This is a genomic window from Hoeflea sp. AS16 (assembly GCF_038900095.1).
Taxonomy (GTDB): domain Bacteria; phylum Pseudomonadota; class Alphaproteobacteria; order Rhizobiales; family Rhizobiaceae; genus Hoeflea.
In genome coordinates, this window is record NZ_JBBMQQ010000011.1 from 61,627 (window position 1) to 88,403 (window position 26,777).

General features: G+C 60.4%; 25 protein-coding genes and 1 other RNA gene. 11 read left to right on the top strand and 15 right to left on the bottom strand.

All coding sequences use genetic code 11. From position 1 onward, the window contains the following. On the bottom strand, positions 1 to 1,671 hold the full coding sequence (locus WNY80_RS20260) for an acyl-CoA synthetase (protein WP_342889215.1): 1,671 nt from the start codon (positions 1,669 to 1,671) through the stop codon (positions 1 to 3). Between the two features lie 48 nt (positions 1,672 to 1,719). Beyond that, a complete protein-coding gene (locus WNY80_RS20265; protein ID WP_342889216.1) occupies positions 1,720 to 2,496 on the bottom strand; it encodes a sulfite exporter TauE/SafE family protein in 777 nt (258 codons plus the stop codon). A gap of 92 nt (positions 2,497 to 2,588) precedes the next feature. Here WNY80_RS20265 and WNY80_RS20270 point away from each other — a divergent pair, with 92 nt between their 5' ends. The 6 genes from WNY80_RS20270 to WNY80_RS20295 all read left to right on the top strand — a co-directional run bounded on the left by WNY80_RS20270 (position 2,589) and on the right by WNY80_RS20295 (position 8,005). Continuing rightward, complete coding sequence (locus tag WNY80_RS20270) at positions 2,589 to 3,242, top strand: thiamine phosphate synthase (RefSeq protein WP_342889217.1); 654 nt, start codon at positions 2,589 to 2,591, stop codon at positions 3,240 to 3,242. An 89-nt stretch (positions 3,243 to 3,331) separates the two neighbouring features. Further along, positions 3,332 to 4,258, top strand: coding sequence for a tetratricopeptide repeat protein (locus WNY80_RS20275; RefSeq protein WP_342889284.1), 927 nt, complete (start codon positions 3,332 to 3,334; stop codon positions 4,256 to 4,258). 122 nt (positions 4,259 to 4,380) lie between these two features. After that, on the top strand, positions 4,381 to 4,944 hold the full coding sequence (gene efp, locus WNY80_RS20280; protein WP_342889218.1) for an elongation factor P: 564 nt from the start codon (positions 4,381 to 4,383) through the stop codon (positions 4,942 to 4,944). 95 nt (positions 4,945 to 5,039) lie between these two features. Further along, a complete protein-coding gene (locus tag WNY80_RS20285; RefSeq protein WP_342889219.1) occupies positions 5,040 to 5,840 on the top strand; it encodes an inositol monophosphatase family protein in 801 nt (266 codons plus the stop codon). Between the two features lie 107 nt (positions 5,841 to 5,947). Next, the gene (locus WNY80_RS20290) at positions 5,948 to 6,970 is read left to right on the top strand and encodes a flagellar motor protein MotA (protein ID WP_342889220.1); all 1,023 of its coding nucleotides are present in this window, start codon (positions 5,948 to 5,950) and stop codon (positions 6,968 to 6,970) included. Positions 6,971 to 6,973: 3 nt separating this feature from the next. Further along, positions 6,974 to 8,005: a peptidoglycan -binding protein gene (locus WNY80_RS20295; RefSeq protein WP_342889221.1), complete on the top strand. Its 1,032-nt coding sequence runs from the start codon at positions 6,974 to 6,976 to the stop codon at positions 8,003 to 8,005. Between the two features lie 10 nt (positions 8,006 to 8,015). On the opposite strand, the gene WNY80_RS20300 is transcribed toward WNY80_RS20295, so the two are convergent. The 3 genes from WNY80_RS20300 to WNY80_RS20310 form a co-directional block, all read right to left on the bottom strand. Next, positions 8,016 to 8,849 carry a PhnD/SsuA/transferrin family substrate-binding protein gene (locus tag WNY80_RS20300; RefSeq protein ID WP_342889222.1) on the bottom strand — a complete coding sequence of 278 codons (834 nt, stop codon included), beginning with the start codon at positions 8,847 to 8,849 and terminating at the stop codon, positions 8,016 to 8,018. Continuing rightward, a complete protein-coding gene (locus WNY80_RS20305) occupies positions 8,833 to 9,744 on the bottom strand; it encodes a fatty acid desaturase (protein WP_342889223.1) in 912 nt (303 codons plus the stop codon). Before WNY80_RS20305 ends, WNY80_RS20300 begins: the two co-directional genes overlap by 17 nt. A 136-nt stretch (positions 9,745 to 9,880) precedes the next feature. Beyond that, on the bottom strand, positions 9,881 to 11,710 hold the full coding sequence (locus WNY80_RS20310) for an ABC transporter transmembrane domain-containing protein (RefSeq protein WP_342889224.1): 1,830 nt from the start codon (positions 11,708 to 11,710) through the stop codon (positions 9,881 to 9,883). A 203-nt stretch (positions 11,711 to 11,913) separates the two neighbouring features. Here WNY80_RS20310 and rpmE point away from each other — a divergent pair, with 203 nt between their 5' ends. Next, positions 11,914 to 12,135: a 50S ribosomal protein L31 gene (gene rpmE / locus WNY80_RS20315; protein WP_152007527.1), complete on the top strand. Its 222-nt coding sequence runs from the start codon at positions 11,914 to 11,916 to the stop codon at positions 12,133 to 12,135. 154 nt (positions 12,136 to 12,289) lie between these two features. Here rpmE and WNY80_RS20320 read toward each other — a convergent pair whose 3' ends face one another. Both WNY80_RS20320 and WNY80_RS20325 read right to left on the bottom strand, forming a co-directional pair. Further along, positions 12,290 to 12,808, bottom strand: coding sequence for a DUF1465 family protein (locus WNY80_RS20320; RefSeq protein ID WP_342889225.1), 519 nt, complete (start codon positions 12,806 to 12,808; stop codon positions 12,290 to 12,292). Positions 12,809 to 13,274: 466 nt separating this feature from the next. After that, complete coding sequence (locus WNY80_RS20325) at positions 13,275 to 13,466, bottom strand: DUF1192 domain-containing protein (RefSeq protein ID WP_342889226.1); 192 nt, start codon at positions 13,464 to 13,466, stop codon at positions 13,275 to 13,277. 153 nt (positions 13,467 to 13,619) lie between these two features. Between WNY80_RS20325 and WNY80_RS20330 the strand changes: the two genes are divergently transcribed. Further along, positions 13,620 to 14,600, top strand: coding sequence for an NAD(P)H-quinone oxidoreductase (locus WNY80_RS20330; protein ID WP_342889227.1), 981 nt, complete (start codon positions 13,620 to 13,622; stop codon positions 14,598 to 14,600). Between the two features lie 34 nt (positions 14,601 to 14,634). On the opposite strand, the gene WNY80_RS20335 is transcribed toward WNY80_RS20330, so the two are convergent. The 7 genes from WNY80_RS20335 to tkt all read right to left on the bottom strand — a co-directional run bounded on the left by WNY80_RS20335 (position 14,635) and on the right by tkt (position 24,484). After that, a complete protein-coding gene (locus WNY80_RS20335; RefSeq protein ID WP_342889228.1) occupies positions 14,635 to 15,873 on the bottom strand; it encodes an MFS transporter in 1,239 nt (412 codons plus the stop codon). Between the two features lie 240 nt (positions 15,874 to 16,113). Then, the gene (locus tag WNY80_RS20340) at positions 16,114 to 16,863 is read right to left on the bottom strand and encodes an SGNH/GDSL hydrolase family protein (protein ID WP_342889229.1); all 750 of its coding nucleotides are present in this window, start codon (positions 16,861 to 16,863) and stop codon (positions 16,114 to 16,116) included. A gap of 119 nt (positions 16,864 to 16,982) precedes the next feature. After that, positions 16,983 to 17,876, bottom strand: coding sequence for a fructose bisphosphate aldolase (locus tag WNY80_RS20345; RefSeq protein WP_342889230.1), 894 nt, complete (start codon positions 17,874 to 17,876; stop codon positions 16,983 to 16,985). 165 nt (positions 17,877 to 18,041) lie between these two features. After that, positions 18,042 to 19,238 (bottom strand): phosphoglycerate kinase, encoded by a 1,197-nt coding sequence (locus tag WNY80_RS20350; RefSeq protein WP_342889231.1) that lies wholly within the window; start codon positions 19,236 to 19,238, stop codon positions 18,042 to 18,044. Between the two features lie 112 nt (positions 19,239 to 19,350). After that, on the bottom strand, positions 19,351 to 21,153 hold the full coding sequence (locus WNY80_RS20355; RefSeq protein ID WP_342889232.1) for a potassium/proton antiporter: 1,803 nt from the start codon (positions 21,151 to 21,153) through the stop codon (positions 19,351 to 19,353). Positions 21,154 to 21,435: 282 nt separating this feature from the next. Further along, positions 21,436 to 22,446: a type I glyceraldehyde-3-phosphate dehydrogenase gene (gene gap, locus WNY80_RS20360; RefSeq protein ID WP_342889233.1), complete on the bottom strand. Its 1,011-nt coding sequence runs from the start codon at positions 22,444 to 22,446 to the stop codon at positions 21,436 to 21,438. Positions 22,447 to 22,492: 46 nt separating this feature from the next. After that, complete coding sequence (gene tkt / locus WNY80_RS20365) at positions 22,493 to 24,484, bottom strand: transketolase (RefSeq protein ID WP_342889234.1); 1,992 nt, start codon at positions 24,482 to 24,484, stop codon at positions 22,493 to 22,495. A 235-nt stretch (positions 24,485 to 24,719) separates the two neighbouring features. Here tkt and WNY80_RS20370 point away from each other — a divergent pair, with 235 nt between their 5' ends. From WNY80_RS20370 to ssrS, 3 genes are all read left to right on the top strand, one after another. Further along, entirely contained in the window at positions 24,720 to 24,992 is a 273-nt protein-coding gene (locus WNY80_RS20370) for a DUF4164 domain-containing protein (protein ID WP_342889235.1), read from the top strand. Positions 24,993 to 25,058: 66 nt separating this feature from the next. Then, positions 25,059 to 25,421, top strand: a complete 363-nt coding sequence (locus WNY80_RS20375) for a cell division protein ZapA (protein WP_342889236.1) — start codon at positions 25,059 to 25,061, stop codon at positions 25,419 to 25,421. 185 nt (positions 25,422 to 25,606) lie between these two features. Further along, a non-coding RNA gene (gene ssrS / locus WNY80_RS20380) (6S RNA) lies at positions 25,607 to 25,763 on the top strand. Positions 25,764 to 25,884: 121 nt separating this feature from the next. Here the strand turns inward: ssrS and WNY80_RS20385 are convergent. After that, positions 25,885 to 26,637: a Crp/Fnr family transcriptional regulator gene (locus WNY80_RS20385; RefSeq protein WP_342889237.1), complete on the bottom strand. Its 753-nt coding sequence runs from the start codon at positions 26,635 to 26,637 to the stop codon at positions 25,885 to 25,887. Positions 26,638 to 26,777 lie beyond the last annotated feature (140 nt).

The following is a 26,777-nucleotide window of genomic DNA, read 5'->3' on the forward strand; positions in this document are numbered from 1 at the left end:
TCAGGAAGAACCCATCGTCCTGGCCTTGTCGCGCAGCAGATATTTCTGGATTTTGCCGGTCGATGTCTTCGGGACATCTTGGAAAATCACAGTACGCGGACATTTGAACCGGGCCAGCAACCCGCGGCAGTGCTCGATGACTTCGTCTTCGGTCAGGCTGTGGCCGGGACGAAGCTCGACGAAAGCGCAAGGGGTTTCGCCCCATTTGTCATCGGGCCGGGCAACGACCGCCGCCGCCAGAATGCCGGGATGCTTGTAGAGTGCGTCTTCGACCTCGATCGAAGAGATGTTCTCACCGCCGGAAATGATAATGTCCTTGGAGCGGTCCTTGAGCTGCAGATAGCCGTCGGGATGTATGACGCCGAGGTCGCCGGAATGAAACCAGCCGCCCCGGAAGGCCTCTTCGCTGGCCGCCGGGTTCTTCAGATAGCCCTTCATGACGATATTGCCGCGGAACATGACCTCGCCAATTGTTTCGCCATCTGCAGGCGTTCTTTCCATGGTCTTCGGGTCCATCACCGCCAGATTTTCCAGCGCCGGATACCGAACGCCCTGACGGGCCTTCTTGGTGGTCCGGGGGCCATGGTCGAGCGCTGTCCATTCCGCCTTCCACTCGTTGACGACGGCCGGCCCGTAGGTTTCGGTCAGGCCGTAGAGGTGAACCACCTCGAAGCCGGCATCGGCCATGCCGGCGAGCACGGCTTCCGGGGGAGGGGCTGCGGCGGTGTTGAAGCTGACGGTGTGGGAAAACTCGCGTTTTTCATCTTCGGGCGCGTTCAGAAGCGTCGACATGACAATCGGCGCGCCGCACAAGTGGGTCACGCCATGGTCGGCGATGGCATCATACATGGCCTTGGCGCGGACCCAGCGCAGGCAGACATGGGTGCCGCCGACCACGCCAAGCGTCCAGGGAAAGCACCAGCCGTTGCAGTGAAACATCGGCAGGGTCCAGAGATAGACCGGGTGGCGCCCCATGCCCGAAGCGATCACGTTGGAATAGCCCATCATGGCCGCACCGCGGTGGTGATAGACCACGCCCTTCGGATTGCCGGTGGTTCCCGATGTATAGTTCAGCGAGACCGCTTCCCATTCATCGTCGGGCAGGGTCCGGGTGAAGTCAGGCGAAGCCGCGAGCACGAATTCATTGTAGTCATGCGATCCGATAGGGGCGCCCTTCGGAAAAGGCGCGTCATCCGGATATTCGGTGTCGTCATAGTCGATGACAACCGGTGTGACGTCGGCAAGGGCCAGCGCTTCGGCCATGACGGCGGAGAATTCGCGGTCAACGATCAGGACCTTGCATTCGGCATGATCGAGCTGAAAGGCAATTGCCGGTGCATCAAGCCGGGTGTTGATGGAATGCAGCACGGCCCCGATCATCGGCACGCCGTGATGGGCTTCAAGCATTGCCGGCGTGTTCGAAAGCATCACCGATACGGTGTCACCCTTTGAAATTCCCAGGCCTGACAACGCGTTGGCAAGCCGTTTGGACCGCTTGAGGAAATCGCGGTAGCTCACGCGCATCGCGCCATGGATGATGGCCACGTGATCGGGATGGATCAGTGCCGCGCGCTCAAGATGCGCCAGCGGCGTCAGAGGCTGGTAATTGGCCGGGTTGCGGTCGAGATCGGTTTCATAGGGATTGGTGCTCAATGTCGGGTTCCAATGCATCGTGACTTGGACAGACCGGCATCAAATCATCTGCACGCCGCATTGTCATCAAGCCGTTAGATGAATGACACCATCCCAGATCAGTTTCAGCGCGGTAAAGAAGACCATCACGTACATGAAGGGATAAAAGATATCCGGTTTCATGCGGCGGACGATGAAGGCTCCGGCCAGTGTTGCCACCGGCGCCAGCGGCGCCAACGCCAGTGACGTGGACAGGTTTGTCGCGTCGAACTGACCGAGCGCGAAATACGGCACCAGCTTGATCGCATTGATGATGGCGAAGAAGCGGACACTGGTTCCGGTGTAGGTCTTGGGGTCCTGGCGCAGCGGCAAGGTGTAAATCTGGTAGGGCGGGCCGCCGGCATGGGAGACAAAGCTGGTGAAGCCGGTCAGGGATCCCCAAAGCGCGCCGCGGATTGGCTGATGCCCACGTGAGGTCTGCGTGCCGCCGCCGCGGCTGGCAGCGAAGCGCCGTGCCAGGTATTGCAGGACAAACCACAGCGCCACAACGCCGACGATCAGCCGGACCATCGGTGCGGTGACCCATGCGGCGGTGGCCCAGCCGATGGTGATCCCGATCAGTGCGCCGGGCAGCATGATGACGAGCGTCTTGTTGTCCTTGTGGCCGCGCCATGTCCACAGGCTGACCATGTCCATGACGATCAGGATTGGCAGCAGGATGGCCGCGGCCTGTACCGGCGGTACGGCCAGTGCCATCAGCGGGACTCCCAGCAGCGCCATGGCGCCACCGAAGCCGCCTTTGGAGAGGCCTACCATTACCACCGCCGGAATGGCAGCAGCATAGAAGAAGGGGTCAGTCATCATTGCAGTGGTTGATCCTTGTGTCGCGCCGGTCTATCCCGTTTGGAGCAAATTGGCCATATCGGCTTGCAGCGCTGGCCCTGACAGGAAATCTCATGACCGACCCGATCGATCGTTGCCGTCTCGTACTCGTAACACCGGATATCGCGGATGCCGCTCAACTGGCCCAGGTGACAGGTGATGCGCTTCGTGGAGGTGACGTGGCTTCCGTCATCATTCCGCAGCATGACCTGGATGAGAAAAGCTTCCAGAAGCGCTGTGAAGCCTTGATACCCGTCATTCAGGCAGCCGGCGCCGCCGCACTTGTGGCCGGTGATTCCAGGGTTGCCGGACGGGTTCGGCCCGACGGGCTGCATATAGAAGCCGGCCCCACCGCCATGGCCGAGGCCGTTGCCAAACATGCTCCGGGGTTGATTGTCGGTGGCGGCAATGCGCGCGAGCGCCATGCGGCACTGTCGATCGGCGAGGCGCAGCCCGATTACGTGATATTCGGTTCCATCGCAGGCGACATCAAGCCGGAGCCGCACTCGAAAAACATCGCGCTGGCGGAATGGTGGGCCGACATGATCGAGATCCCTTGCGTGGTGATGGGTGGGACAAGCATCGCGTTCGTGGAAGAGATGGCGCAGACCAGAGCGGAATTCATCGCCTTCTCAAAGGCTGTCTTCAGCGATCCTGCCGATGCCGCGCGTGTCGTTGCCGAAATCAATGCTGTTCTTGACCAAAAAGCGCCACGGTTAGGCCGATAATGGCAGAAATGTCCGACCACGACGTTTTGACCTGCCACGGGATGGTTTCCATGCTTTGCCGATCATCCAGAGTGCTCCCGTTTGCATTGATGCTGGCGCTTGCCGCCGGACCTTCGGCTGCTCAGACTGCCGGCAGTGAAACCGAACCGAGTGCCGAGGTGCAGGATGCGGAGAAACCCGCTGATGCCACAGCGCGGGCATTCGGTGCGTTTCAGCGCGGTTATTACCTGACTGCAATGGAACTGGCGTTGCCGCGGGCGCAGCTTGGCGACCCTGCGGCGCAGACCTTGCTGGCAGAGCTGTTTGCCGGCGGGCTCGGCGTGGCGCGCAACATGGATGACGCCGCCTTCTGGTACAAACAGGCCGCCGAGAGCGGGGATGCCTCGGCACAGTTCAAATATGGCCTGATGCTGCTAGAGGGCAGATATGTGGAGCCTGACCGGGCCAAGGCCGAGGAACTGATGAAGAAGGCGGCCGATGCCGGCAATGCCTTCGCCCAGTTCAACCACGCCCAGATACTGGTTTCCGAAAAACCCGGTGACGCCGGAATTTTCGAGGCATTGCCCTATTTCGAGAAAGCCGCGGAGCAGGGCGTTGCCGATGCGCAATATGCGCTTGCCCAGATCTACCGCAACACCGATGGCATTCCTGACGAGAAACGCGCCCGGGCACGGGAGCTGATGGAAAAGGCGGCGCGTGCCGGCTTTGATACCGCTCAACTGGATTATGCGATCTGGCTGATTGACGGGGTCGGCGGCCCCAAGGACTATGAAAACGGATTTCGCTGGATGCAGGTTGCTGCAACACGCGGCAACGTGGTGGCGCAAAACAGGATGGCGGTGTTGCATATCAATGCGATCGGGACCAGCGGCGATCCGGTCGAGGCGGCGAAATGGTATATCCTGTCGCGGCGGGCAGGCTTTGATGACCGGGCACTTGATGATTTCTACCAGGGCCTGACCGAAGAAGAGCAAAAGCAGGCGATCGAGGCTGCAAACAAGTTCAGCAAGCGCTGATTCCGCTCAATGACGCTGTTGGCCGGAGGCGCAGACTTGAAAAGCTGCGTTATTTGTGGTCTTGAAGCCGCCAAGCGGGCCCGAAAACCGGGCCCGGACAAAGCTTGACGCGGAATGCTCTCATGAAAATCAACGGAAATGAAATTCGCCCCGGCAACGTGCTCGAGCACAATGGCGGCCTGTGGGCAGTGGTGAAAACCAATGCGGTCAAGCCCGGCAAGGGTGGCGCCTTCAACCAGGTCGAGATGAAGAATCTCATCGACGGCACCAAGCTCAATGAACGGTTCCGGGCTTCCGAAACCGTCGAGCGCATCCGGCTCGAGCAGAAGGACTTCCAGTTCCTCTACGAGCAGGGTGAAGCGCTGGTGTTCATGGATCTGGAAAGCTACGAGCAGCTGGAACTGCAGAAGGAATTTGTCGGTGACCGCCGCGCGTTCCTGCAGGATGGCATGATGGTGACCGTCGAGCTCTATGAAGAGCGCCCGATCGGCATTGCCCTGCCGGATCATGTGACCCTGGCAATCGCCGAGGCGGATCCCGTGGTCAAGGGCCAGACGGCCGCTTCGTCCTACAAGCCCGCGATCCTCGAAAATGGCGTGCGCATTCTCGTGCCACCGTTCATTTCTGCCGGCGAACGGGTGATCGTCGACACCAATGAACTGACCTACCTGCGCCGCGCCGACTAAACCGGCCGCGCAGGACCATGCTCCGAAAGGAGCGCTGAGACACCGGCCTGTGGCGCGTTTTTACAGCGCGCTGCCGACACCAAGGAATAAGACAGATGGCGCGTTCAGCCCTTCTCAATGTAATGGTCCAGTCCGCGCTCAAGGCCGGACGTTCGCTTGCCCGCGATTTCGGCGAGGTGCAGAACCTGCAGGTCTCGCTCAAGGGCCCGGGCGATTATGTCAGCCAGGCCGACCGCAAGGCGGAAACCATCATCAAGACCGAATTGATGCGGGCGCGGCCGACATACGGCTTCCTCGGCGAGGAAAGCGAAGAGCAGACCGGCACCGATGGCGCACATCGCTGGATTGTCGATCCGCTCGACGGCACCACCAACTTCCTGCACGGCATGCCGCATTTCGCGGTTTCGATCGCGCTTGAACGCAATGGCGAGATCGTCGCCGGCGTCATCTACAATCCGTCCACGGACGAGCTCTACACCGCCGAGCGCGGCGGCGGAGCGTTTCTCAATGACCGCCGCCTTCGGGTTGCAGGCCGCAAGGCAATGTCGGATGCGGTGATCGGCACCGGCGTGCCGCATCTCGGACGCGGCCATCATGGCAAGTTCCTGGTCGAGTTGCGTCATGTCATGGGCGAATGCGCAGGCATCCGCCGGATGGGCGCGGCAGCGCTGGATCTGGCTTATGTGGCTGCGGGCCGGCTTGACGGGTTCTGGGAAACGCCGCTCGAGCCATGGGACATGGCTGCCGGTCTGATCCTGATTCGTGAAGCCGGCGGTTTTGTTTCCGACACCAAGGGCGGGACAGACATGTTCGGTACGCGCTCCGTTGCCGCGGGCAATGAATACATCCTCAAGGGCCTTCTCGAGCTTGTCCAGCGGCCTGTGCCGAAGGCTTGATGGCGCCGTCATAGCGTTGTTTTGAAAGCATGCTTTCATTTCCGCCATATTATCGGTTAGTCTTCATCTGATCTGATGATTTGGACAAAGGCCGGGACGGACAACGCATGGCGAAACTGACATTGTCTGGGTGGGGTATCTCCGAAGACGGCAGCGGTGCGGACCCGCACAAACTCTCCAGTCCGCTGGTGTTTTTCTGGAGCATGATGATCTTTCTCATCCTCTCCGGATTTGTTGCGGCCATTCTCTACCGGCAAATCCAGACGGCATTTCTCGCCAATCCGGGCCTTAACGGGCTGATTGTCGGGGTTTTGGCCGTCGGGGTGCTTCTGGTGTTCACCCATGTGCTCAGGCTCCGTCCGGAAGTGCGCTGGGTCAATTCGCTGCGCGCAACGGGTGATGCGGAGAAGGTGGGCCGGGACCCGGTGCTGCTGGCGCCGATGCGGGCGCTGATCGGCCGCCGCCAGGAGATGGCGCTGTCCACCTCATCGCTGCGTTCCATTCTTGATTCGATCGGCACCCGGCTCGACGAATCCCGTGACACCTCGCGTTACCTCATCGGCCTTCTCGTGTTCCTCGGGCTGCTCGGCACTTTCTGGGGCCTGCTTGGCACCATCGGTTCGATCAACCAGGTGATCCAGTCGCTTGATCCGGGAAGCGGGGGAACCGAAGACGTGCTGTCGACGCTGAAGAGCGGGCTGTCCGCGCCGCTTGACGGTATGGGAACGGCGTTCTCATCCTCCCTGTTCGGTCTGGCCGGATCGCTGGTCCTAGGATTTTTGGACCTGCAGGCAGGCCGGGCGCAGAACCGGTTTTACACCGAGCTTGAAAACTGGCTGTCGACGATGACCGATCTCGATTCGGGCATGGTGATGCCGGCGGAAAGTGCCGGCACGACAGAAGAGATTAGGATGCTGTCCGAGCGGATGCAGAAGATGTCGCAGGAGTCCGGGATGACGCCGCGCACCACTGCGGCGATGGCCAGCCTTGCGGAGGGTATTCAGGGCTTGGTCAAGAACATGCGCAACGAGCAGCAGATGCTCAGGGACTGGATCGAGGCGCAGCAGGTGGAATCGCGACGGCTGCGCGAGACGCTCGACAAGCTTGCCGACAAGATCGGGGAAAAATAGGCGATGGCGCTGGCACGAAACCGGCGGCGCGAGCGGACGGTCGATTACTGGCCGGGATTTGTCGATGCGTTGTCGACATTGCTGCTGGCGATCATGTTTCTGCTCACCGTGTTCGTGCTGGCGCAGTTTTTCCTGTCGCGCGAAATATCGGGCCGTGACCAGGTGCTCAACCGGCTCAACAGCCAGATCAATGAACTGACCCAGCTTCTGGCGCTCGAGCGCTCGGGCAAACAGGATCTTGAGGATACGCTGGCCAATCTGCAGGCCTCGCTGTCCGAATCGGAATCCGACCGGTCGAGATTGCAGGAACTGCTGGCCAGCGGTTCCGGCGCAAGTGCTGCGGCAGAGGCCAGGATCGGCACACTGACGGAAACGCTTGATGCCGAGAAGAAAGTCTCGCAACGGGCGCTCAATCAGGTCGATTTGCTCAACCAGCAGATTGCGGCACTGAGAACCCAGCTGGGCGCACTCGAAGATGCGCTTGAGGTCTCCGAGAGCAAGGACCGCGAGACCCAGGCGAAAATCGCCGATCTGGGGCGGCGCCTGAATGTGGCGCTGGCGCAGCGGGTGCAGGAACTCAACCGCTACCGGTCCGATTTCTTTGGCCGCTTGCGTGAAATCCTGTCCAGCCGCGAGGATGTGCGGGTGGTGGGCGACCGGTTCGTGTTCCAGTCGGAAGTCCTGTTCCCCTCCGGGGGCAACGAGCTCAACCCTGCGGGCAAGGAGCAGATGGCCAAGCTTGCAGCCGCGATCATCGAGCTTGCCCGCGAGATCCCGGAGGAAATCAACTGGGTGCTGCGGGTGGATGGCCATACCGACAATGTGCCGCTGTCGGGCAATGGCCGCTATGCCGACAACTGGGAGCTTTCCAGTGCCCGGGCAACATCGGTGGTCAAATACCTGATTTCCGAAGGCGTGCCGGCCAACCGCCTGGTGGCTGCCGGCTTTGGCGAGTTCCAGCCGATTGCCGAGGGCGATACCGACGAAGACCGGGCAACCAACCGGCGTATCGAGCTCAAGCTGACCGAACGCTGAGAACGGCTGTTCAGTCCGCCCTGCCAGGGAAGGCTTGCCGGACGGGCAGGATATCCGCGAGCGGCGCATAGTCCGCCGGGGTGAACCGTGCCAGCCCGGTCAGAAACACGGCGTCGCGCACTTCTGCTTCAAGACCGGCGATGGCCTTCTCTACAGCATCGGCAATCGTACCTGCGCGATCTGCAAGCCCGGCGCTGGTGATGAGCGGCAAGGCTGGCGTCTGCGGTGTTGTCGCGAAGATCACCAGCTCCTCTGCCGCGGGCTCATGGCGCCTGGCCAGTTGCCAGGTGACGACGTCGATTGCAGCCCAGTCTGCCTTGCGCTGAGCAACGGCACGAATGGAAGCGCGGTGTGCTCCGGTTTCGAGCGGCTGTGGCTGCGATTGGGAACCGCCAGTCGCCAGCAGGCGGACCGGGGCGGCAAAGCCTGACTGCGAGTGAGCCATGTTGAAGGCAAAGCGCCTATTGGCCAGACCGCTCAAATCCCGGGGGCACTCGTCCTTGCGGGCGATCAGCACGCTGAAATAGTGGCCTGGCTCTGCACCGGTCACCGCATAGGCAGGAGTTCCGACGAGGGCCACCTTGCCCGCAAGCCTGTTGGCGTAAGGGAAGCCGCAGGTTTGCGACAGGATCAGGTCGGGGGTGGTCCAGAGAGGTTCGGGATCGTCGCTGCGATCAAGTGCCCGGGGCGCCGCTATGCCGCTGACGGTCAATTGCCGGTGGATTGCAGCCCACAGGGCATCGGTCGCATCACGGATCTCGGGCCAGTCATACATGGGCAGGGAAACGGCGCCGGTCATCGGCGCCGTTTCCGGTGGTGTCCGGCGATCACGTGGTGTCTCCACGCCGTTTCCGATTGCCTTCGATCGGCCAAGCCACCGGCTCCTTTGGCCGGAAGGCGAAGCGGCGGAACACTTCCCAGTAGCTTTCATAGCGATAGCCGCCGTTCATGCGCAGGAACCGGTCCCGGTTTTCCCGAAAGAATTCGGGGATCCGGTACCAGGCAAGCGATGGATAGGCGTGATGCACCGAGTGAAAGTTGTTGTTGAGAAACAGCAGGCTCAACGGGCCCCTGGTCTCGATGATCACCGAGCGCTGGTTGGCCTTTTCAACGGCCTGGTGCTCGATGAAGGAGCGCACCATCAGCAGCCCCATGCCGAAATAGGCAGCAAGGAAATACGCCGTCGGGGGCAGGCTGCCATAATTGGCGACCAGCCAGAACAGCAAGCCTACTGCCAGAAAATGACGCAGCCATACCTTAGGGATGATTGCGTCACCGGCCTTGGCGCGGACGCATTCGCTGCGCATGAAGCCAACGGTGGCGAGCGCCGGTCCAAGGGTTACCCGGCCAACAAGGGTGTTGTTGGCGACGAGCAGGGACCTGAGCCAGCCCGGCAGTGACACCCAGACGTCACGGTCGAGATAGTAACTCTCCGGGTCGTCATAGGGGTCGGTGATGTTTTCGTTGATGTGATGGGTGAGATGGCAGGATTTGAAGCGCAGGTAGGGCACCAGCACTCCAATTGGCGGTGAGATCAAGAGATCGTTTAACTCCTGGTTCCTGAATGGATGACCGTGCAAAAATTCATGTTGTAGCGAGGAATGCAGCGTGATCGTGGGGATCAGCAACAGGACACGAACGATGTCCGGCAGGTCAGCCCACCCGAACGCCAGCAACAACCACACAGCATAGCAAACACCTGCCAGAAGCAGGGTCCGCCACTCCGCGTCATTCCGCATTGTGGATACACCTTCTGAATGTTCCCGTTATAGCCCGCGGTCAGATGTCCCGTCCCCCGCGTGGCTTCCAGACGAACGGCAGATGATTACCCCGATTTTGCTATTTTCGCAATATTCCCAACAGAGGTATCGGGAATTATTTGCCGGCTGTCGATTCCAGAACGGTGCCGGCTTCCGCCGAAAGCGCCTCTGCCCCGTGTTCGAACTGCAGCCGGGCCAGGCGGGCGTAGAGGCCGCCGCGGGCGACAAGTTCGGCGTGGGTGCCCTCTTCGACGATCCTGCCTTTGTCCATCACCAGAATTCTGTCGGCGCGCAATACGGTCGCGAGCCTGTGGGCGATGACGATGGTTGTCCGGTTCTGCATCAGCCCTTCGAGAGCCTTCTGCACGAGCGTTTCGTTTTCCGCATCAAGCGCCGAGGTGGCCTCGTCCAGCAGCAGGATCGGGGCGTCGCGCAGGATTGCCCGTGCAATAGCCACCCGCTGGCGCTGGCCCCCGGAGAGCGTGATGCCGCGTTCCCCGACCTGGGTGTCGTAGCCCTTGTCCAGAGCCATGATGAAGTCGTGGGCCTGGGCGGCCTTGGCCGCGGCTTCGATGTCCGCCTGGCTGGCGCCGGAGCGTCCAAAGGCAATGTTGTCGCCAACGGTGCCGGCAAAAATCGTCACGTCCTGCGGAACCAGCGCTATGCGGGCGCGTACTTCGGCCGGGTCGGCTTCCCTCACATCGACATTGTCGATGAAGACGGATCCGGTGGTGGTGTCGTAGAAACGCAGGATCAGCGAAAACAGCGTCGATTTTCCGGCACCGGACGCCCCGACGACCGCTACCGTTTCGCCCGGGCGGACGTGAAAGCTGGTTCCGGTCAGTGCCGAGGTGTCGGGTCGTGAGGGGTAGGCGAAATGGACGTTGTCGAAACGGATGTCGCCGATTGCCGGGGAAGGCAGGGCCTTGGGGGATTGCGGTGCGCGGATCTCTGGCACCTCATCGAGCAACTCGCTCAGGCGCTCGGCGGCGCCTGCGGCCTGGGACAATTCTCCCCACACTTCGGACAGGGCGCCGAGGCTTCCGGCGGCAAAGACCGAGTAGAGCAGGAACTGGCCCAGCGTGCCGGGTGTGAGTTCGCCCGAAAGCACGGACTGGGCGCCGTACCAGAGCACGGCGACGACCGAGCCGAAGGCCATGGCGATGGCGAAGCCGGTGAGGATGGAGCGGGCCAGGATGGACTGGCGTGCCGCGGAGAAGGCGGCTTCCACGGCCTTGCTGAAGCGGGCCTGCGCACGGGCCTCGGTGTTGAAGGCCTGCACGGTGCGGGTGGCACCGATGGCCTCTCCGGCGAAGGTCATGGCCTCGGCCAGGCTGTCCTGTGCCATGCGCGAGCGCTTGCGGACCTTGCGGCCGAAGCCGACCATGGGAAAGACGATGACCGGGATGGCGATGAGAACCAGGGCCGAGAGCTTGGGCGAGGTGATGAACATCATGCCGCCGGCGCCGATGCACAGGATGGTGTTGCGCAAGGCAAGCGAAGCCGTCGCACCGACCGTGGACTTGATCTGCGTGGTGTCCGCGGTCAGGCGCGAAACGATTTCACCTGACCGGTTGGCGTCATAGAAGGAGGCCGAAAGCCGGGTGACGTGATCGAAGACATCGCGGCGGATATCGGAGACCACGCGCTCGCCCAGCGTGATGACGAAGTAGTAGCGGCAGGCCGAAGCAAGCGCCAGCATGATGGCAATCGCCGCCAGCATGGAAAAATAGGTGTTGATGAAGCCTGCATCCTGGGCCGAGAAACCGTGGTCGATCATGCGGCGGACCGCCATCGGCAGGGTCAGCGTGGTAACGGCGGCCAGCAACAAGAACGCAAGCGCGCCAATCACGAGATGCGGATAACGCCGGACATAGGGGATAAGCCTTGCGAGCGGACGCACCGACAGGCGGGCCGTTTTGGGGGTATCGGTTTGTTCAGCCACGTCTGCTCCTGGAATGCGCACTCAATGTATTGGCAGACCTGCAAAAACGGATGCGGCCCTTGTTATCGCCCATGCCTTCATGTATAGGCTCGCCATCGAATTGGGAAGTCGTTGTTCCTAGGGACACCGGCTTCATTTATGTGTTTGGCCAAAATGCCGCAAGCATCGCTGCGCAGGGGCCTCCCAACGGCAGGACAAAGAAGATGAAGGCGAACATCCATCCCGATTACCACATGATCAAGGTGGTCATGACTGACGGCACCGAATACATGACCCAGTCCACCTGGGGTGCCGAAGGCGACACCATGAACCTCGAAATCGATCCGAAGTCGCATCCGGCCTGGACCGGCGGCAACCAGCAGATGCTGGACCGTGGCGGCCGTCTTTCGAAGTTCAAGAAGCGTTTCGAAGGCCTCAGCCTCTAAGACGTACGGCACCAGCCGGCAATCAGAACCCGCCGTTTCGGCGGGTTTTTTGTTGTCTGGATGCCGGGGCGGATCGTCTTCAAAACGGGAATGCAAAAAGCCCGCGGGATGTGCCGCGGGCTATGAAAAAAGAGACGGTTTCCGGCGCCGGGTTTCAGCGCTTGTTGAAAACAGTCTGCAGCAGGTGCTGCTGGGCCTGGACCGAATTTTCGTTGTCCGGCTTCAAGCTTGCGGCTTCCTCGGGGCGGTAGATTTCGCGGTCGAGCAGTGCGACGCGGTTCTGGATCCGCAGCGAGCGTTCGACCAGATCGCGGAAATGTTCCGGCAGGTCGCTCCAGCCCTGGGCGTTGCGGTCGCAGTTGAAGCTGTCGAGGCGAACCTTGTTCTTCTCGGCGAGAACCTGGTCCCGGTTCATTTCGCCATTGTTGACCGCACGCTGCAACAGCAACCACGATGCCATCTGCATCAGGCGGGTCGTCAGGCGCATGGATTCGGCGGCGTAGAGAACGCTGGCCAGCCGCGGCAAACCTTTCGAGGCCACCCGGCCGGGGCCATCCAGATAGTTTGCGGTTTCCTCAACCAGTGCCATGCCTTCGGTATAGAGCGCCTTGAACTGGGCCGAGTTGGCCATGCGATCCGCGAGGTTGATTGTGTTGAGGCTGGTTTCAGACATGGGCCGGAAATTCCTGTTTACAAAGTACTGGGTAGGCGGCTTTTGCGGGCACTGGATATCTCTGCGGATATCTCTGTCGAGCCAGGCCAGAATGAACCGGGGCTCCTGTTCCGGCAAGTGTATTCTTAAGAAAGGGTTAACGTCAAAACCGCGATGAAACAGCTTGTGCAACGGGCTGTTTGCGACCGGTTTGCACGGATCCTTAGGTGAATTGTCGGGGCGTTCTTGCCCGCAAGAGGCATGTTTGTGAAGCTGCTTTAGCTTAGGTGCTCTTGCTGCCCGGGATCAAGTCAAAAAAAGAGCCGCATCAGCGGCTCTCAAGAGTTTAACAGGGAGGCGTCAAACAGAATGACCGCAGGTCAGACTGTTAAATCCAGAAAGTCTGGATACCCATAGTAAAGACTTGTAAAGCTTAACCGAGGCTTAACGGAAAATGTGATTTCTGTAAGTTCTTGCTAATCAAGCTCTATTTTGATTTGAAAAAGCTCTCCGCGGCGCTCTTGCTGGATGTCTTGGACGATTTATCTGCTTCCAGACGTGCAATTTCATCCCGCAACAGGGCGATTCGCTCGTCCAGCTCCCCGGCGGAGAGAAATGTCAGGTCACAGCCGATTTCATGGCGTTGTTTGGGTTTGGGACGGTCGTCATCTGCAAACATGGTCTTGTCCTCGCCTTCCGGTCTTCCCGCGCCTGGCTTCCGGCGGGAGCCGGGTTTTCCCGTGTATTGTTCTGGTCCATGCCGTGCATTGGCATTGCCGTCATCCTAGCCCGTGCCTAAGCTGTGGAAAAGTATCAGCAGGAGAATGATTTGATGCGTGCAATCGAAATCCGGGAACCCGGCGGCCCCGAAGTGCTTACCCTGACGACTCGCGAGAAGCCTGTTCCGGGTGAGACCGAATTGCTGATCAAGGTTGCGGCAGCCGGTGTGAACCGCCCCGACTGCCTGCAGCGGCAGGGGGCCTATCCTCCACCTGCGGGTGCTTCCGATATTCCGGGACTGGAAATTGCCGGAGAGGTGGAGGCTACCGGTGCCTCGGTTCAGGGGTTCAAGCCGGGTGACCAGGTCTGCGCACTGGTGGCAGGCGGCGGCTATGCCGACTACTGCACGGTGGACGAGAGCAATGCCCTTCTGGCCCCTGCGGCGCTGACCATGACGGAGGCGGCCGCGATCCCCGAAACGTTCTTCACGGTCTGGCACAATGTGTTCCAGCGCGGCGGGTTGAAGTCAGGCGAGACCTTCCTGGTGCACGGCGGGACCTCGGGTATCGGTACGACCGCCATTCAGCTCGCCAAGGCCTTTGGCGCACGCGTGATGGCGACGGCCGGGTCGGATGCCAAATGCGCAGCCATGAAGGACCTGGGGGTCGATGTCGCCATCAATTACCGTGACACGGATTTTGTCGAGGCGGTCAAGGACGCGACCGGCGGCAAGGGTGTCGATCTTATCCTGGACATGGTGGGCGGCGACTACATCACCCGCAATTACCAGGCCGCGGCGATGGACGGCAGGGTCGTCCAGATCGCCTTCCTGCGCGGACGCAAGGCGGAGGCGGATTTCGCGCTGCTGATGACAAAGCGCCTGACCCACACCGGATCGACCCTGCGAGCCCGTGATATCGGCTTCAAGGCGGAAATTGCCCAGGAACTGCGCAAGCACGTCTGGCCGCTGTTGAACGAGCGCAAGGTGCTGCCGGTGATGGACTCGATCTTTCCAATGGAACAGGCATCAGCCGCGCATCGCCGGATGGAAGATGGCGATCACATCGGGAAGATCGTGCTCGACATGAGCTGAAGCCGCGGCTGACCCGGACGGGCGATGAAGTGTCCTAGTTTTCCGGGGTGGCGCGAGGATCAAGATTGATGGACTCGGGCGTGGCAGCCCGGGCCGATGGCGTGGAGGTGAAGTTCTCACGCTCGTCGGCGGGTATGGCCGCACGCATGCGGGTGCGGACCAGCGCATAGGTGGCGAGAGCGAGGTGGGCAACGGCTGTCACCGCGAACAGAAGATGTGGCTCCGTGGCCATGACAAGGCCTGCGAGCAGCGGGCCGATGATGGTGCCGACCCCGTAAAGCAGCAGCAATCCGCCCGACACGGTGACGAACTTGTCGCTGGCCGCAAAGTCGTTCGCGTGCGCAACGGTGATGGAGTAAAGCGTGTAGGACATCGCCCCGTAAAGCGAGACCAGGCCAAACAGGATGCCAATGCTGTCCGGTTTGATGATCGTGATGGCAAGGCCGGAAAGACCGGCGATGGCGGCAAGAGCGGCAAGGACGAAACGACGGTCCATCCGGTCCGAGATGCGCCCGGCCGGAACCTGCATGACGGCGCCGGAGAAAATCGTGACCGACATCATGGTGGCGATGGTGAAGGTGCTCAGGCCGACATCGGCGCCAAAGACCGGGGCCAGTGTGCCGAATGCACCGTTGGCGACGCCGATCAGCAGGATGCCGACGAAGGATACCGGCGAATTGCGGTAAATCATCCCGAGATCGAGTTTGACCTCCTGCAATGGCGCCGGGCTGGAGGCGGTCGAGATCGCCGTGGGCAGCAGCGCCAGGCAATAGAGAATGCCGGCGATCATGAAGAAGGTCGTCTGGGTGACGTCACCGAAGGCGAGGCTCATCTGACCGGCAACGATGGCGACGTAGGTGACTGTCATGTAGAGCGAGAAGATGAGGCCACGGGTCTCGTTGGTGGCGCGCTCGTTGAGCCAGCTTTCGATGATCATGAATGCGGCGGCCAGCGAGAAGCCGGTGACCACCCGCAGCAGGATCCAGCTGACCGGATCGACCAGCAAGCCGGTCAGCAGCGCTATGATGGCAATCATTGCGGAAAAAGCCGAGAAGGCGCGGACGTGGCCGATGCGCCGGACCAGCCGTTGCGAGAAAATGCAGCCGAGCACGAAGCCGGTTGCCCAGGCCGTGCCCAAAAGGCCAAGCGAGGTGGGGGAAAAGCCCTCGGCAGATCCACGCATGGGCAGCAGCAAGCCGTGAAGGCCATTGCCGGCGAGCAGAAAGGCCGTGCCGAGAAGCAATGACAGGACAGGGAGAAGATTGCTGCGCATGATGTACCGGTGTGCAAAAGTGTTTCAAAGGCCGAGCATGCCGGGAATCATCGCCCGAACCTCGATTAGCCTAGCTGATTGACCAGGATCATGACAGGTATGTGGCCGAATGGAAAAAGGCATGACGCATGGCGACTAAAATACTGCTCGTCCTGGTTCTGGTGGCCATGACACTGCATCTTATCAAGCCCTTCGGCCTTCCTGGGCTGAAGCGGCGGAGCGATGTCTGGAAAATAGCGCTTATTCTGATTTTTGCGATGATGATGGCGCTGGTGCTTCGCCCAGAATGACCCGGGCGATGTGCTGAGCCCAGTGTCTGTAGCCCAATGCGTTGGCGTGAAACCCATCGATGGCAAAGCCCTCGGGCCCTTCCACCGGCAGCGGCTCCAGTGCAGTCGCGTTCCGCTCCCGGCAGAGCTGGGCGCCCATGGCGTTGATGATCTGTGCCCGCAGTCCAAGAATGAAGGCGAGCGAGGATGGCAGCGCCGGCACATCCGGCATGTCGACCACCGGTGACCAATAGGCCTTGGCTTCCGGCCAGCGGGCATGGACCGCGTAGAGCAAGCCGCCGAAGCCTTTCTTGAAAGCGGAGCGGGTTACAAAGTTCTTGGCGTCATTGGTGCCGACGGCGACGATCACATGGGTGAAATCGCGCTCCTCGATATGCGGGAGCACATGGTCGCGAACCTGGGCGGCAATGGCGGAATTGGCGCCGGCATTGCGCCAGGCGACGGCTTTGCCGGTTGTCTCTCCAAGAATTCCGGCGAGTTGCGGGCCGAGCGTGTCCTCGATCCGGTCGGCGCCAACGCCGGCGGCAGACGAATCGCCAATGATCAGGAGCCGGATTTCCGGATTGCCTTCGCCGGACTGTCCCCTTGGCCGTCCGCGAGGTGGGGGAAGACGGGGCACGGTTTTGCGTACGCCCAGCCCCTTGGTCACGGCGACCGGAACCAGCAACCAACTGACGAGACCGGCGAGGAAATTGTTCATGGCGCTTGTCGTGGCTCCCGTGTTTGCAGCACAGCGCTTTAAACAATGGGATTACCCTGCAATGCAACCCGCCGTGTTGTCACGGCGGGTTGCGATACAGTGTTTGGGATGACGGTGTCTCAGGCCTTGCGGGAGGCTTCGAAGATGCTGTCGATGGCCGCGGCAAGCGTTGCATCGAATTCGGCATCGGTCTGGCCGTCCGACAGTCCCTCGGTCAGAGCGCGCGAGAAGGAGGCAATCACCCCGTCATTGGCGCTGAGCAGACGGTTGGCCTCATCGCGGGAATAGCCGCCCGAGAGCGCGACGACGCGCATGACCCGCGGATCGTCGACCAGCGGCTTGTAGAGATTGGCCACTGTCGGCAGCGACAGTTTCAGCATGATCTGCTGACCGGCGGGTACGGAGTCGAGGTGCCGCTGGATTGCGGCCAGAAGCAATGTTTCCGCTTCGGCCTTGTCGGCAATCTTGATGTTCACTTCCGGTTCGAGGATCGGCATCAGGCCGTGGCCGAGAATCTGGCGGCCGACTTCGAACTGCTGGGCAACGATGGCCTCGATGCCGTCGTTGTCAGCTGCATTGACGACCGAACGCATCTTGGTGCCGAAGATGTTCTTGGCCACGGCGCGTTCCAGCAACGCATCGAGACCGGTCATCGGTTTCATCAGCTGCACGCCGTTTTCTTCCGCCATCAGGCCCTGGTCGACTTTCAGGAACGGCACGATGCCGCGCTTGTCCCAGAGATAGTCGGCGGTTGGGATGCCGTCGATTTCGCCATCCATGGTGCGCTCGAACAGGATCGCGCCGATTACCTTCTCGCCGGTGAAGGCCGGCGACTTGATGATGCGGGCACGCATGGCGTGGATCAGCGCGAACATTTCCTCGTCATTGGAATAGGCGTCTTCCGCCACGCCGTAGAGCTTGAGAGCCTTGGGCGTGGAACCGCCCGACTGATCGAGGGCGGCGATGAAGCCGTCCTTCTGTGCCATCTGTTTCGCCATGGTTGCGTTCATCATGCCTTGACCCCTGGTTATCTGTATCTTGCGGCTGCTTTAACAGATGCTGCGGCGGAGAGAAAATAGGCGTGACGCAGCTTGAATCGATTGAAAAAAATTCAATCGTTTAAATGGCTTGGACAAATGGAAGCAGAGTTAACGGGCGGCAGATGCCGTCCGCAGAACTCAGCTTTTGAGGACGTCAACGCCGGGCAGCGGCTTGCCTTCCATCCATTCGAGAAATGCGCCGCCGGCGGTCGAGACATAGGAGAAATCCTCGGCCACTCCGGCGTGATTGAGCGCCGAGACGGTGTCTCCGCCTCCGGCCACCGACACCAGAAGGCCTTCGCCGGTGCGACGTGCAGCATGCTGGGCGGCAGAGACGGTGGCAGTATCGAATGGCGGGATTTCAAACGCACCGAGCGGGCCGTTCCAGACCAGGGTGTCGGCCTTGCTGATCCAGGCGTTGATGGCTTCGACGGACTTCGGCCCGACGTCGAGCATCATGGCATCGGCGGGGATCGCCGTTACATCAACGGTCTCGTTATCGGCGCCGGCCTTGAACTCACGGGCGACAACGCCATCGACCGGCAGGACGATGGCACATCCCGATGCTTGAGCCTCTGCTTCGATCGCCTTGACGGTTTCGGCGAGGTCGTGTTCGCAAAGCGACTTGCCGACATCGATGCCGCGGGCAGCCAGGAACGTGTTGGCCATGCCGCCGCCGATGACCAGCGCATCGACCTTCTTCACCAGGTTCTGCAACAGGTCGATCTTGGTGGAAACCTTGGCGCCGCCGACGATGGCGACAACAGGGCGGGCCGGATTGCCGAGGCCCTTTTCAAGCGCGACCAGTTCGGCCTGCATCGTCCGTCCAGCATAGGCGGGCAGGAGATGGGCCAGGCCTTCGGTCGAGGCGTGGGCGCGGTGGGCGGCCGAAAATGCGTCGTTGACATAAATATCGCCGTTTGCCGCAAGCGCCTTGGCGAAGTCGGGATTGTTCTTTTCCTCGCCTGGATGGAACCGGGTGTTTTCCAGCAGCAGGATGTCGCCGTCGACCATGGCGTCAACCGCTTTCTTGGCGGGTTCGCCGATGCAGTCGGAGGCAAAATGCACCCGGTGATCGAGAACGCTTTCGACGATCCCGGCAATCGGGTCGAGCGACATCGAAGGCACCACTTCGCCCTTTGGGCGGCCGAAATGCGCCAGCAGGATGACCCGCGCGCCCTTGCCCGACAATTCCATGATGGTCGGTGCAACGCGTTCGATGCGGGTGGTGTCGGTTACCTTGCCGTCCTTGACGGGAACATTGAGATCGACGCGCAGGAGAACCCGCTTGCCAGCGATGTCCGAGATGTCGTCGAGGGTCTTGAAGGCGGTCATTTCATGGTCCGTTCGTCGAGTTTGTGTCGTGTAGGGATTTTGGCGCGGAGATTACACCGCCTGCATGGCGACGCAAGGCGAGGGAGGCAGAATCCTGCGCCGGGGGCGATGTCTATGACGCCTTGCGGCGGCGGATATAGTCCTTCACCGCCTGGATGATCTCGCGCAGGTTGAGGAACAATGGCAACCGGGTTGCCGGCGTCACCGGTTCGAGCGAGATCCCGACCATTTTCACGGCGCCGTGCTCATCGGTCTCACGCACTATCAGCACGATCCGGCCGATCTTGACCCGGTCGGCGTAGTCAGGCTTGCCGCCCAGGCGCTGCTCCATCAGTTCGGCAATGGTGAGCTGCTTTTCAGCCTCGCTGAGAAGACCCGGTCCATAGGCACGGTCAAGCTCTTCGCCGGTCCGGGATGGATCGATGGTGAACGTGCCGAAAAACTCGGTGTCGTTTTCACTCACGGCCACCTTGGATGCAAACAGGCGGTCGAGGAGACGGGAAAACCCGGGTGCGATGAACAGGTAGACCTGGTCGTTTTCCTGCAGACGCCCGGCATACTGGTAGCGCATCGACTTGCCGTCACGAATGACCAGCGAGGGGCGCGCCCAGCGGGGAATTCTCTCACCGCGAAGGACCGGGCTGTCGGCGACAACGCGGTACGCCAGCAGTTCGTGGCTGGCGGCACCGGGGAGATCGAGCTCGATCTTGTCGATGGCGCCGATCTGCGGCGGAACGATCAATCCGAGCCGTCGCGCGATCGGCTTGACGGTCCAGCCCTGGATGGCAAGCGAGACCATCACGACGATGAAGGTCGTGTTGAAATAGAGTTGCCCGTTTTCCAGATTGCCAAGGATCGGCAGGATCGCCAGTAGGATCGAGACCGCGCCGCGCAAACCGACCCAGGCCACGAAGCCGGTTTCGCGCTGCGTGTAGTCAAATGGCAGCAGGCAGAGCCAGACCGCCAGAGGCCGGGCAATGAAGACAAGAAAGACGGCAAGGCCGACGGCGGGGATGGCAATCTGGGGAAACTGCGATGGCGTTGCCAGCAGCCCGAGAACGAGGAACATGATGATTTGCGCCAGCCAGGTCAGGCCTTCCTGAAAGCGCATGATCGACGCCTTGGGCTGGAGCTTCTTGTTGCCCGCATAAATCCCGGCGACATAAACAGCCAGGAAACCACTGCCGCCGATGACCGAGGTGTAGGCGAAGACCAGCAGTGCCAGCGCCAGCACGAAAATCGGGGCAAGCCCGCGCTCAACCGGCATCCGGCGGATGATCTGGACGATCAGGACACCGCCGAGCAGCCCCAGCACCAGCCCGAGGCCGATCTGCTTGCCGAACAGCACCAGGAGATCGAGGCCCGCGCCGTTCAGATTCTCTCCGCTGGCCATGATGCCGACCAGTGCGGTGGTCAGGAAAATCGCCATCGGGTCGTTGGTGCCGGATTCGACTTCCAGCGAGGAGCGGACCTTGTCGCGGATGTTGATGCCGCCGGTGCGCAACAGGAAAAACACCGCGGCGGCATCGGTTGAGGCCACGATGGAGCCCAGCAGCATGCCTTCCAGCCAGGAAAAACCAAGCAGGAAATGAGCGGCGACACCGAACAGGATGGCGGTAAACAGCACGCCGACGGTGGCCAGCGTCAGGGCAGGCAATGCGGCCTGGCGGAAAGACTGCAGCGAGGTGCCGTAGCCAGAATCGAACAGGATGATGGCAAGGGCGATCGATCCCAGCATGTAGGCGGCAGAATTGTTGGAAAAATCGATCCCCAGGCCGTCGACACCGGCGAGCAGCCCGATGAGCAGGAACAGCAGCAGCAATGGTGCACCGAAGCGCTCGGCCAGAAGGCTCGAGAATGCAGCGATGAGGATGAGTGACATGGTTGCCAGTGTCACCAGGTAGAATGTGTCCAACCGTCGCCCCTTGTCTAGGTTGTCATCATGAGCCAGCCAACTTTGCTTGGATGTCGAGTATGGAAGGTGGTCGCAACCGGATCAATGATTCGGACGCTGCAATCCTCATACTTTCCTCAAAACACGGTGAGATTTGGACCGGAACCGTTGCCGCTTGTCGAAAATCAGCGGCCGGGTGGCCCCGGAGCCGGAATCGGCACCGCCACCGTCCTTTCGAACGGTGGCGGTGCGCAATCAAGGTTCTGTCCGGTTGCCCAAGGCGAGCAGGCCGGTGACCGGTTGTCAGATCAGCTTTGCCATCGCAACAGCTGTGTCGCCCATCCGGTTTGAGAAGCCCCATTCATTGTCATACCAGGTCAGGATCGAGCACAGTGTGCCGTCCATCACCTTGGTCTGGTCCATGTGGAAGACCGAGGAATGCGGGTTGTGGTTGAAGTCGATGGAGACATTCGGCTCGTCGGTGAAGCCGAGAACGCCCTTCAACGGACCGTTCGCTGCGTCGCGGATGGCCTTGTTGATCTCTTCAACGGAGGTCGCGCGCTTGGCAATGAACTTCAGGTCAACAACCGAGACGTTCGGGGTCGGCACGCGGATCGACATGCCGTCGAGCTTGCCGTTGAGCTCGGGCAGGACGAGGCCAACGGCCTTGGCTGCACCGGTCGAGGTCGGGATCATCGACATGGCCGCTGCACGGCCGCGGTAGAGATCCTTGTGCATGGTGTCGAGCGTGGGCTGGTCACCGGTGTAGGAGTGGATCGTCGTCATCATGCCCTTTTCAATGCCGATGGCATTGTGCAGCACGTGGGCGACGGGAGCCAGGCAGTTGGTGGTGCACGACGCGTTGGAGACGACGAGATCATCCTTGGTCAGCACATCGGTGTTGACGCCATAGACGATGGTCTTGTCGGCACCGGCGGAAGGTGCGGACACCAGAACGCGCTTGGCGCCGGCTTCGAGGTGAATGGCGGCCTTCTCACGTGCGGTGAAGATGCCGGTGCATTCCATCACGATGTCGATGCCGAGATCACCCCAGGGCAGGTTCTTCGGATCGCGTTCGGCGAAGACCTTGAAGGAATCGCCACCTTCGATGCGGATCGTGTCGCCGTCGACTTCAACGGTCTTGGGGAACTTCCCGTGGACAGAATCCCAGCGCATCAGGTGTGCATTGGTTTCAACCGGACCGAGATCGTTGATCGCAACGATGTCGATATCGGTGCGACCGGATTCATAAATGGCTCGCACAACATTGCGGCCGATACGGCCAAATCCGTTAATTGCAATCCTGGTCTTCATGCTATTCCTCCGTCCTGGGTCCGAGTGTGCCTGTATCCGTCACAGATCAGGCTTCGTCATGTAAGCGGGCTTCGACTGCTGCCACAGCGGCTGCAGCGGTGATGCCGAAATGCTCGTAGAGTTCCTTGTAGGGGCCGGATGCGCCGAACCCGGTCATGCCAATGAAAATGCCGTCGGAACCGATGAAACGGTCCCATCCCTGGCGGATGCCCGCCTCGATGGCGATCTTGACCCTGGAATCTCCGATAACCGCCTTTTTGTACTCCATGCTCTGCTCTTCGAACAACTCGAAGCAGGGCACTGAGACCACACGTGTGGTGTGACCATTCGCCTCAAGCATCTGGCGGGCTTCAAGAGCGATTTCGATTTCCGAACCGGTCGCGAAAATCGTGACTTCCGCATCGCTGGCCGAAACGAGGTCATAGGCGCCATAGGCGCAGAGGTTCTCCTCGGTGAAATCGGTGCGCACGGTCGGCAGGTTCTGACGGGTCAGCGCGATGCCGCTCGGACGCTTGCCCTGCTCGAGCGCAATTTCCCAGCATTCGGCGGTTTCGACCGTGTCGGCGGGCCGGAACATCAGGAGATTGGGGATCGCACGCAGAGCCGCCATCTGTTCGACCGGCTGGTGGGTCGGCCCGTCTTCGCCAAGGCCGATGGAATCATGGGTCAGAACATGAATGACACGGATGCCCATCAGGGCTGCGAGGCGGATCGAAGGCCGGCAATAATCCGAGAAAATCAGGAAGCCGCCGGAATAGGGGATCAGGCCACCATGCAGCGCGATGCCGTTCATGATCGCGGCCATGCCGTGTTCACGAATGCCGTAGTGAATGTAGCGTCCGGAGAAGTCGTCCGGAGTGATCGGCTTGGTCTGGCTGGTCCGGGTGTTGTTGGAACCGGTCAGGTCGGCCGATCCGCCGATGGTTTCGGGAACCACGCCGTTGATGATCTCGAGCGCCATTTCCGAAGCCTTGCGGGTGGCGACCGTTGGCAGGTCTTCGGCCAGCTTCTTCTTGTAGGCGGTAATGGCGGGCTGCAATTCACCCGGCAGTTCACCGCTCATGCGGCGCTCGAAAGCCATGCGGACGTCGTTGTCGGCGTCGGCAAGGCGGGCTTCCCAGGCCTTGCGGTCCTTGACCGAGCGGAGGCCTGCCAGACGCCAGGCGTCGAGAATGTCGGAGGGAACCACGAAGGGTTCTTCGTCCCAGCCGAGTGCCTTGCGGGTGCCGGCGATTTCCTTTTCGCCGAGCGGGGAGCCGTGGGCGCCGCTGGTGCCGGCCTTGTTGGGCGCGCCAAAGCCGATGACGGTCTTTGCGGCGATCAGTGTCGGCCGGTCCGATTTCTGCGCTGCCTCGATGGCCTGGGCGATGGCATCGGGATCGTGGCCGTCAATGTCGAGCGTGTTCCAGCCGGAAGCTGCGAAGCGGGCAAGCTGGTCGGTGGAATCGGTCAGTGAAACCGGGCCGTCGATGGAAATCGAGTTGTTGTCCCAGAACACGATCAGCTTGTTGAGCTTGAGATGGCCAGCCAGCGAAATCGCTTCCTGGCTGATGCCTTCCATCAGGCAGCCGTCGCCTGCGAGCGCATAGGTGTAGTGTTCGACCAGATCGGAGCCGAACTCTGTGGCGAGCTTGCGCTCGGCGATGGCCATGCCGACTGCGTTGCCGATGCCCTGGCCAAGCGGACCGGTGGTGGTCTCGATTCCAGCTGCGTGGCCGTATTCGGGATGGCCGGCCGTGGGAGAGCCGAGCTGCCGGAAATTCTTGATGTCGTCGAGCGAGATGTCATCATATCCGAGCAGATAGAGCAGCGAATAGATCAGCATCGAGCCGTGGCCGGCAGACAGCACAAAGCGGTCGCGATCGGGCCAGTCGGGCTTTTTCGGGTCGAAGGTCAGGTAGCGCGAAAACAGCACCGTGGCGACATCGGCTGCGCCCATAGGCAGGCCGGGGTGCCCGGATTTGGCTTTCTCTACAGCATCGATGGACAGAAACCGGATTGCATTCGCCATCCGGTCGTGTTTTTCGCGTGAAATCATGATGGTTCCGCCTGGTCGCGTTCATGTCAGGTCCGGGCTGGATATAGACCGGATCGAAGGCCGCGCACACATAGCACTTGCTAGGCGGGAGTCAACAAATGCCTTGGCCTCAAACGGCTGGGGATGCAAAAGGTGGTTTTGTTGACGCCCCGTTCGGCTAATGCGTAAACTCATGCTCACAAGTGTCCGGAATTCAAGCGATTCGGCTTGTAATCCAGATCCAGGGAAGCTGATAATGCCGGTTGAAAAGACTGTACAATCCGCACTTGAGGCTTTGAAAAAAGCCTTGAATCAGCTCGACAATGAAGTCGACCGGCAAGTGGAAGCGAGCCGCAGCTCGACCGAAGCGGCTGCCGAACTTGACCGGATGATCGAGGATCGCTCGCGCATTGCGCTGGAACTTGACCAGTCGCAGGACAGGGCCAACCGTCTCGAAGAAGCCAATCGCGAGGTTTCGCGCCGGCTGGTGACGGCCATGGAAACAATCCGGGCGGTCCTGGACCGCTGAAACGTGTGTTTATCATCTTGCACTTGCCTTCGGATCCTACGGGGCGTGCAAAACAGGACGTGTTGAATGGCTCAGGTTACGGTTACCATTGACAGCAAGACCTACCGGATGGCCTGCGAAGAGGGCCAGGAAGAGCACCTCAGCGATCTCGCCGGGCGATTCGACCGTTATGTCGGCCATCTGAAGAGCCAGTTCGGCGAAATCGGCGATCTGCGGATCACGGTGATGGCCGGGATCATGGTGATGGACGAGCTGCATGAATTGCAGCGCCGGATGCGCGGGCTCGAGGCGGAGGTCGAAACACTGAAAAAGACCCGCGACAACGCGCTGAGCAAGGTCGACAAGACCGATCATGACCTGGCCGAGGCCTTGACCGAAGTCACCGGCAAGATCGAGCAGATTACCGGGAAACTGTCCGGGCGGAGCTGACGGCTCGAAGATGACACTCCGAAGCGAGCGGCTTTGCCGGAACGGGGCAGGGACACTGGTCATCTGCAGTGGTGGTTTTCAGGCAATCCGCCTGTTGGGCAAAGGCTTCACCGGCTTGAGCGGGATAAAGCACCGATCTGCAATTTGCTGATTGGAGTTGGGCTTGGCATGACCTATATAGCAGAAGCGATCTGCGCCTCTCGACAGGATACGTAATCCCTGGGGCCTTAATTGATCCAAAGGGAGCTGTCCCTGACCGGACCCGTGGGTCCGGACATATGGCGCCCACCTACGTTGTAGGTTCCCAGGATCAATAAATCCATCGGTTGCCGCGGATCGCACTGTATCCAATGACAAAATTGCAGTTCTTGTTTTATCGCCGCGGAAATCTGCTGGATGGCTTCAACTATCTGGTTGCAAATGATCCCGGGTGATTTGCAACCAGCAATTTTGCCGCGCCGGGTCAGTCATCAAGCTCAGGTGATGATTTGTCCTTGGTTTTCACCGAGCCATTGCCGGCAAATGCAAGGCGGATGCGATCATAGCATTCACAGGCATTGTCTTCCAGAATGCGCCGATCGGTAATTGTCACATTTCCGCGTGTGTATTTAAGGGCGCCCTCCTTCATCAGGGCGTGACACACCGAACTGACCGTCGCGCGACGCATGCCCAGAACCTCTGATATACCCTGCTGGGTAAGCTGAAATGTATCTGAACTGACGCGGTCATGGGCGTGCAAAAGCCAACGGCTGACCCGTTGCTCGGCCTTGTGAAGGCTGTTGCAGGCGACGGACTCCATCAACTGAACAGTCAGTGATTTGGCGTAGCGCATCATGGCGTCGCTGACGCAGGGATAGATCTCAATCGCTTCGTCGAGATCCTCGATTGAAATCCATGACGCATATCCGGGCACCTGAACCACAGGTTCACCTATCGAATTTCCGCCGCCGAAAATGAAGGAAATGCCAATGAACCCTTCATTGCCAATTGACGCTTTTTCCACACTTCGTCCGTCCTGCATCTGTGCCATCAGGCATGTGACACCTTCATGTGGAAAAACTGCGTGAGTGAATGGCTCTCCATCGGTGTAGAGAACCTGGCCCTGCGACAATCGCTTTACGACTGCGCGTGACTCCAGAAAAGCGAGTGCGTCCGGGCGTATTGCCAGCAGAATCTTGTTTCTGGTGTCGAAGTCGCCGACTATTTCAGGTTTCAATTGTTTGACCTCTCGCGGATCCTTTGCTGGATCCCATCGCATAAAAATGTGCTTCTTAATAATGAATTCAGTAAAGATTTATTAATTATATTATACGTACGGTAACGTTCATATATAGAACGTAATCGTTCATACTTGCG

Bases quoted from the DNA above. Each gene is read 5' to 3' on its own strand.
- WNY80_RS20295 (WP_342889221.1), top strand. From the start codon at position 6,974: ATGGCGCTGGCACGAAACCGGCGGCGCGAGCGGACGGTCGATTACTGG.
- WNY80_RS20260 (WP_342889215.1), bottom strand. From the start codon at position 1,671: ATGCATTGGAACCCGACATTGAGCACCAATCCCTATGAAACCGATCTC.
- WNY80_RS20305 (WP_342889223.1), bottom strand. From the start codon at position 9,744: ATGCGGAATGACGCGGAGTGGCGGACCCTGCTTCTGGCAGGTGTTTGC.
- WNY80_RS20275 (WP_342889284.1), top strand. From the start codon at position 3,332: ATGCTGGCGCTTGCCGCCGGACCTTCGGCTGCTCAGACTGCCGGCAGT.
- WNY80_RS20290 (WP_342889220.1), top strand. From the start codon at position 5,948: ATGGCGAAACTGACATTGTCTGGGTGGGGTATCTCCGAAGACGGCAGC.
- WNY80_RS20370 (WP_342889235.1), top strand. From the start codon at position 24,720: ATGCCGGTTGAAAAGACTGTACAATCCGCACTTGAGGCTTTGAAAAAA.
- efp (WP_342889218.1), top strand. From the start codon at position 4,381: ATGAAAATCAACGGAAATGAAATTCGCCCCGGCAACGTGCTCGAGCAC.
- WNY80_RS20350 (WP_342889231.1), bottom strand. From the start codon at position 19,238: ATGACCGCCTTCAAGACCCTCGACGACATCTCGGACATCGCTGGCAAG.
- WNY80_RS20325 (WP_342889226.1), bottom strand. From the start codon at position 13,466: ATGTTTGCAGATGACGACCGTCCCAAACCCAAACAACGCCATGAAATC.
- WNY80_RS20320 (WP_342889225.1), bottom strand. From the start codon at position 12,808: ATGTCTGAAACCAGCCTCAACACAATCAACCTCGCGGATCGCATGGCC.
- tkt (WP_342889234.1), bottom strand. From the start codon at position 24,484: ATGATTTCACGCGAAAAACACGACCGGATGGCGAATGCAATCCGGTTT.
- WNY80_RS20345 (WP_342889230.1), bottom strand. From the start codon at position 17,876: ATGATGAACGCAACCATGGCGAAACAGATGGCACAGAAGGACGGCTTC.
- gap (WP_342889233.1), bottom strand. From the start codon at position 22,446: ATGAAGACCAGGATTGCAATTAACGGATTTGGCCGTATCGGCCGCAAT.
- WNY80_RS20265 (WP_342889216.1), bottom strand. From the start codon at position 2,496: ATGATGACTGACCCCTTCTTCTATGCTGCTGCCATTCCGGCGGTGGTA.
- WNY80_RS20375 (WP_342889236.1), top strand. From the start codon at position 25,059: ATGGCTCAGGTTACGGTTACCATTGACAGCAAGACCTACCGGATGGCC.
- WNY80_RS20335 (WP_342889228.1), bottom strand. From the start codon at position 15,873: ATGCGCAGCAATCTTCTCCCTGTCCTGTCATTGCTTCTCGGCACGGCC.
- WNY80_RS20340 (WP_342889229.1), bottom strand. From the start codon at position 16,863: ATGAACAATTTCCTCGCCGGTCTCGTCAGTTGGTTGCTGGTTCCGGTC.
- WNY80_RS20270 (WP_342889217.1), top strand. From the start codon at position 2,589: ATGACCGACCCGATCGATCGTTGCCGTCTCGTACTCGTAACACCGGAT.
- WNY80_RS20330 (WP_342889227.1), top strand. From the start codon at position 13,620: ATGCGTGCAATCGAAATCCGGGAACCCGGCGGCCCCGAAGTGCTTACC.
- WNY80_RS20285 (WP_342889219.1), top strand. From the start codon at position 5,040: ATGGCGCGTTCAGCCCTTCTCAATGTAATGGTCCAGTCCGCGCTCAAG.
- rpmE (WP_152007527.1), top strand. From the start codon at position 11,914: ATGAAGGCGAACATCCATCCCGATTACCACATGATCAAGGTGGTCATG.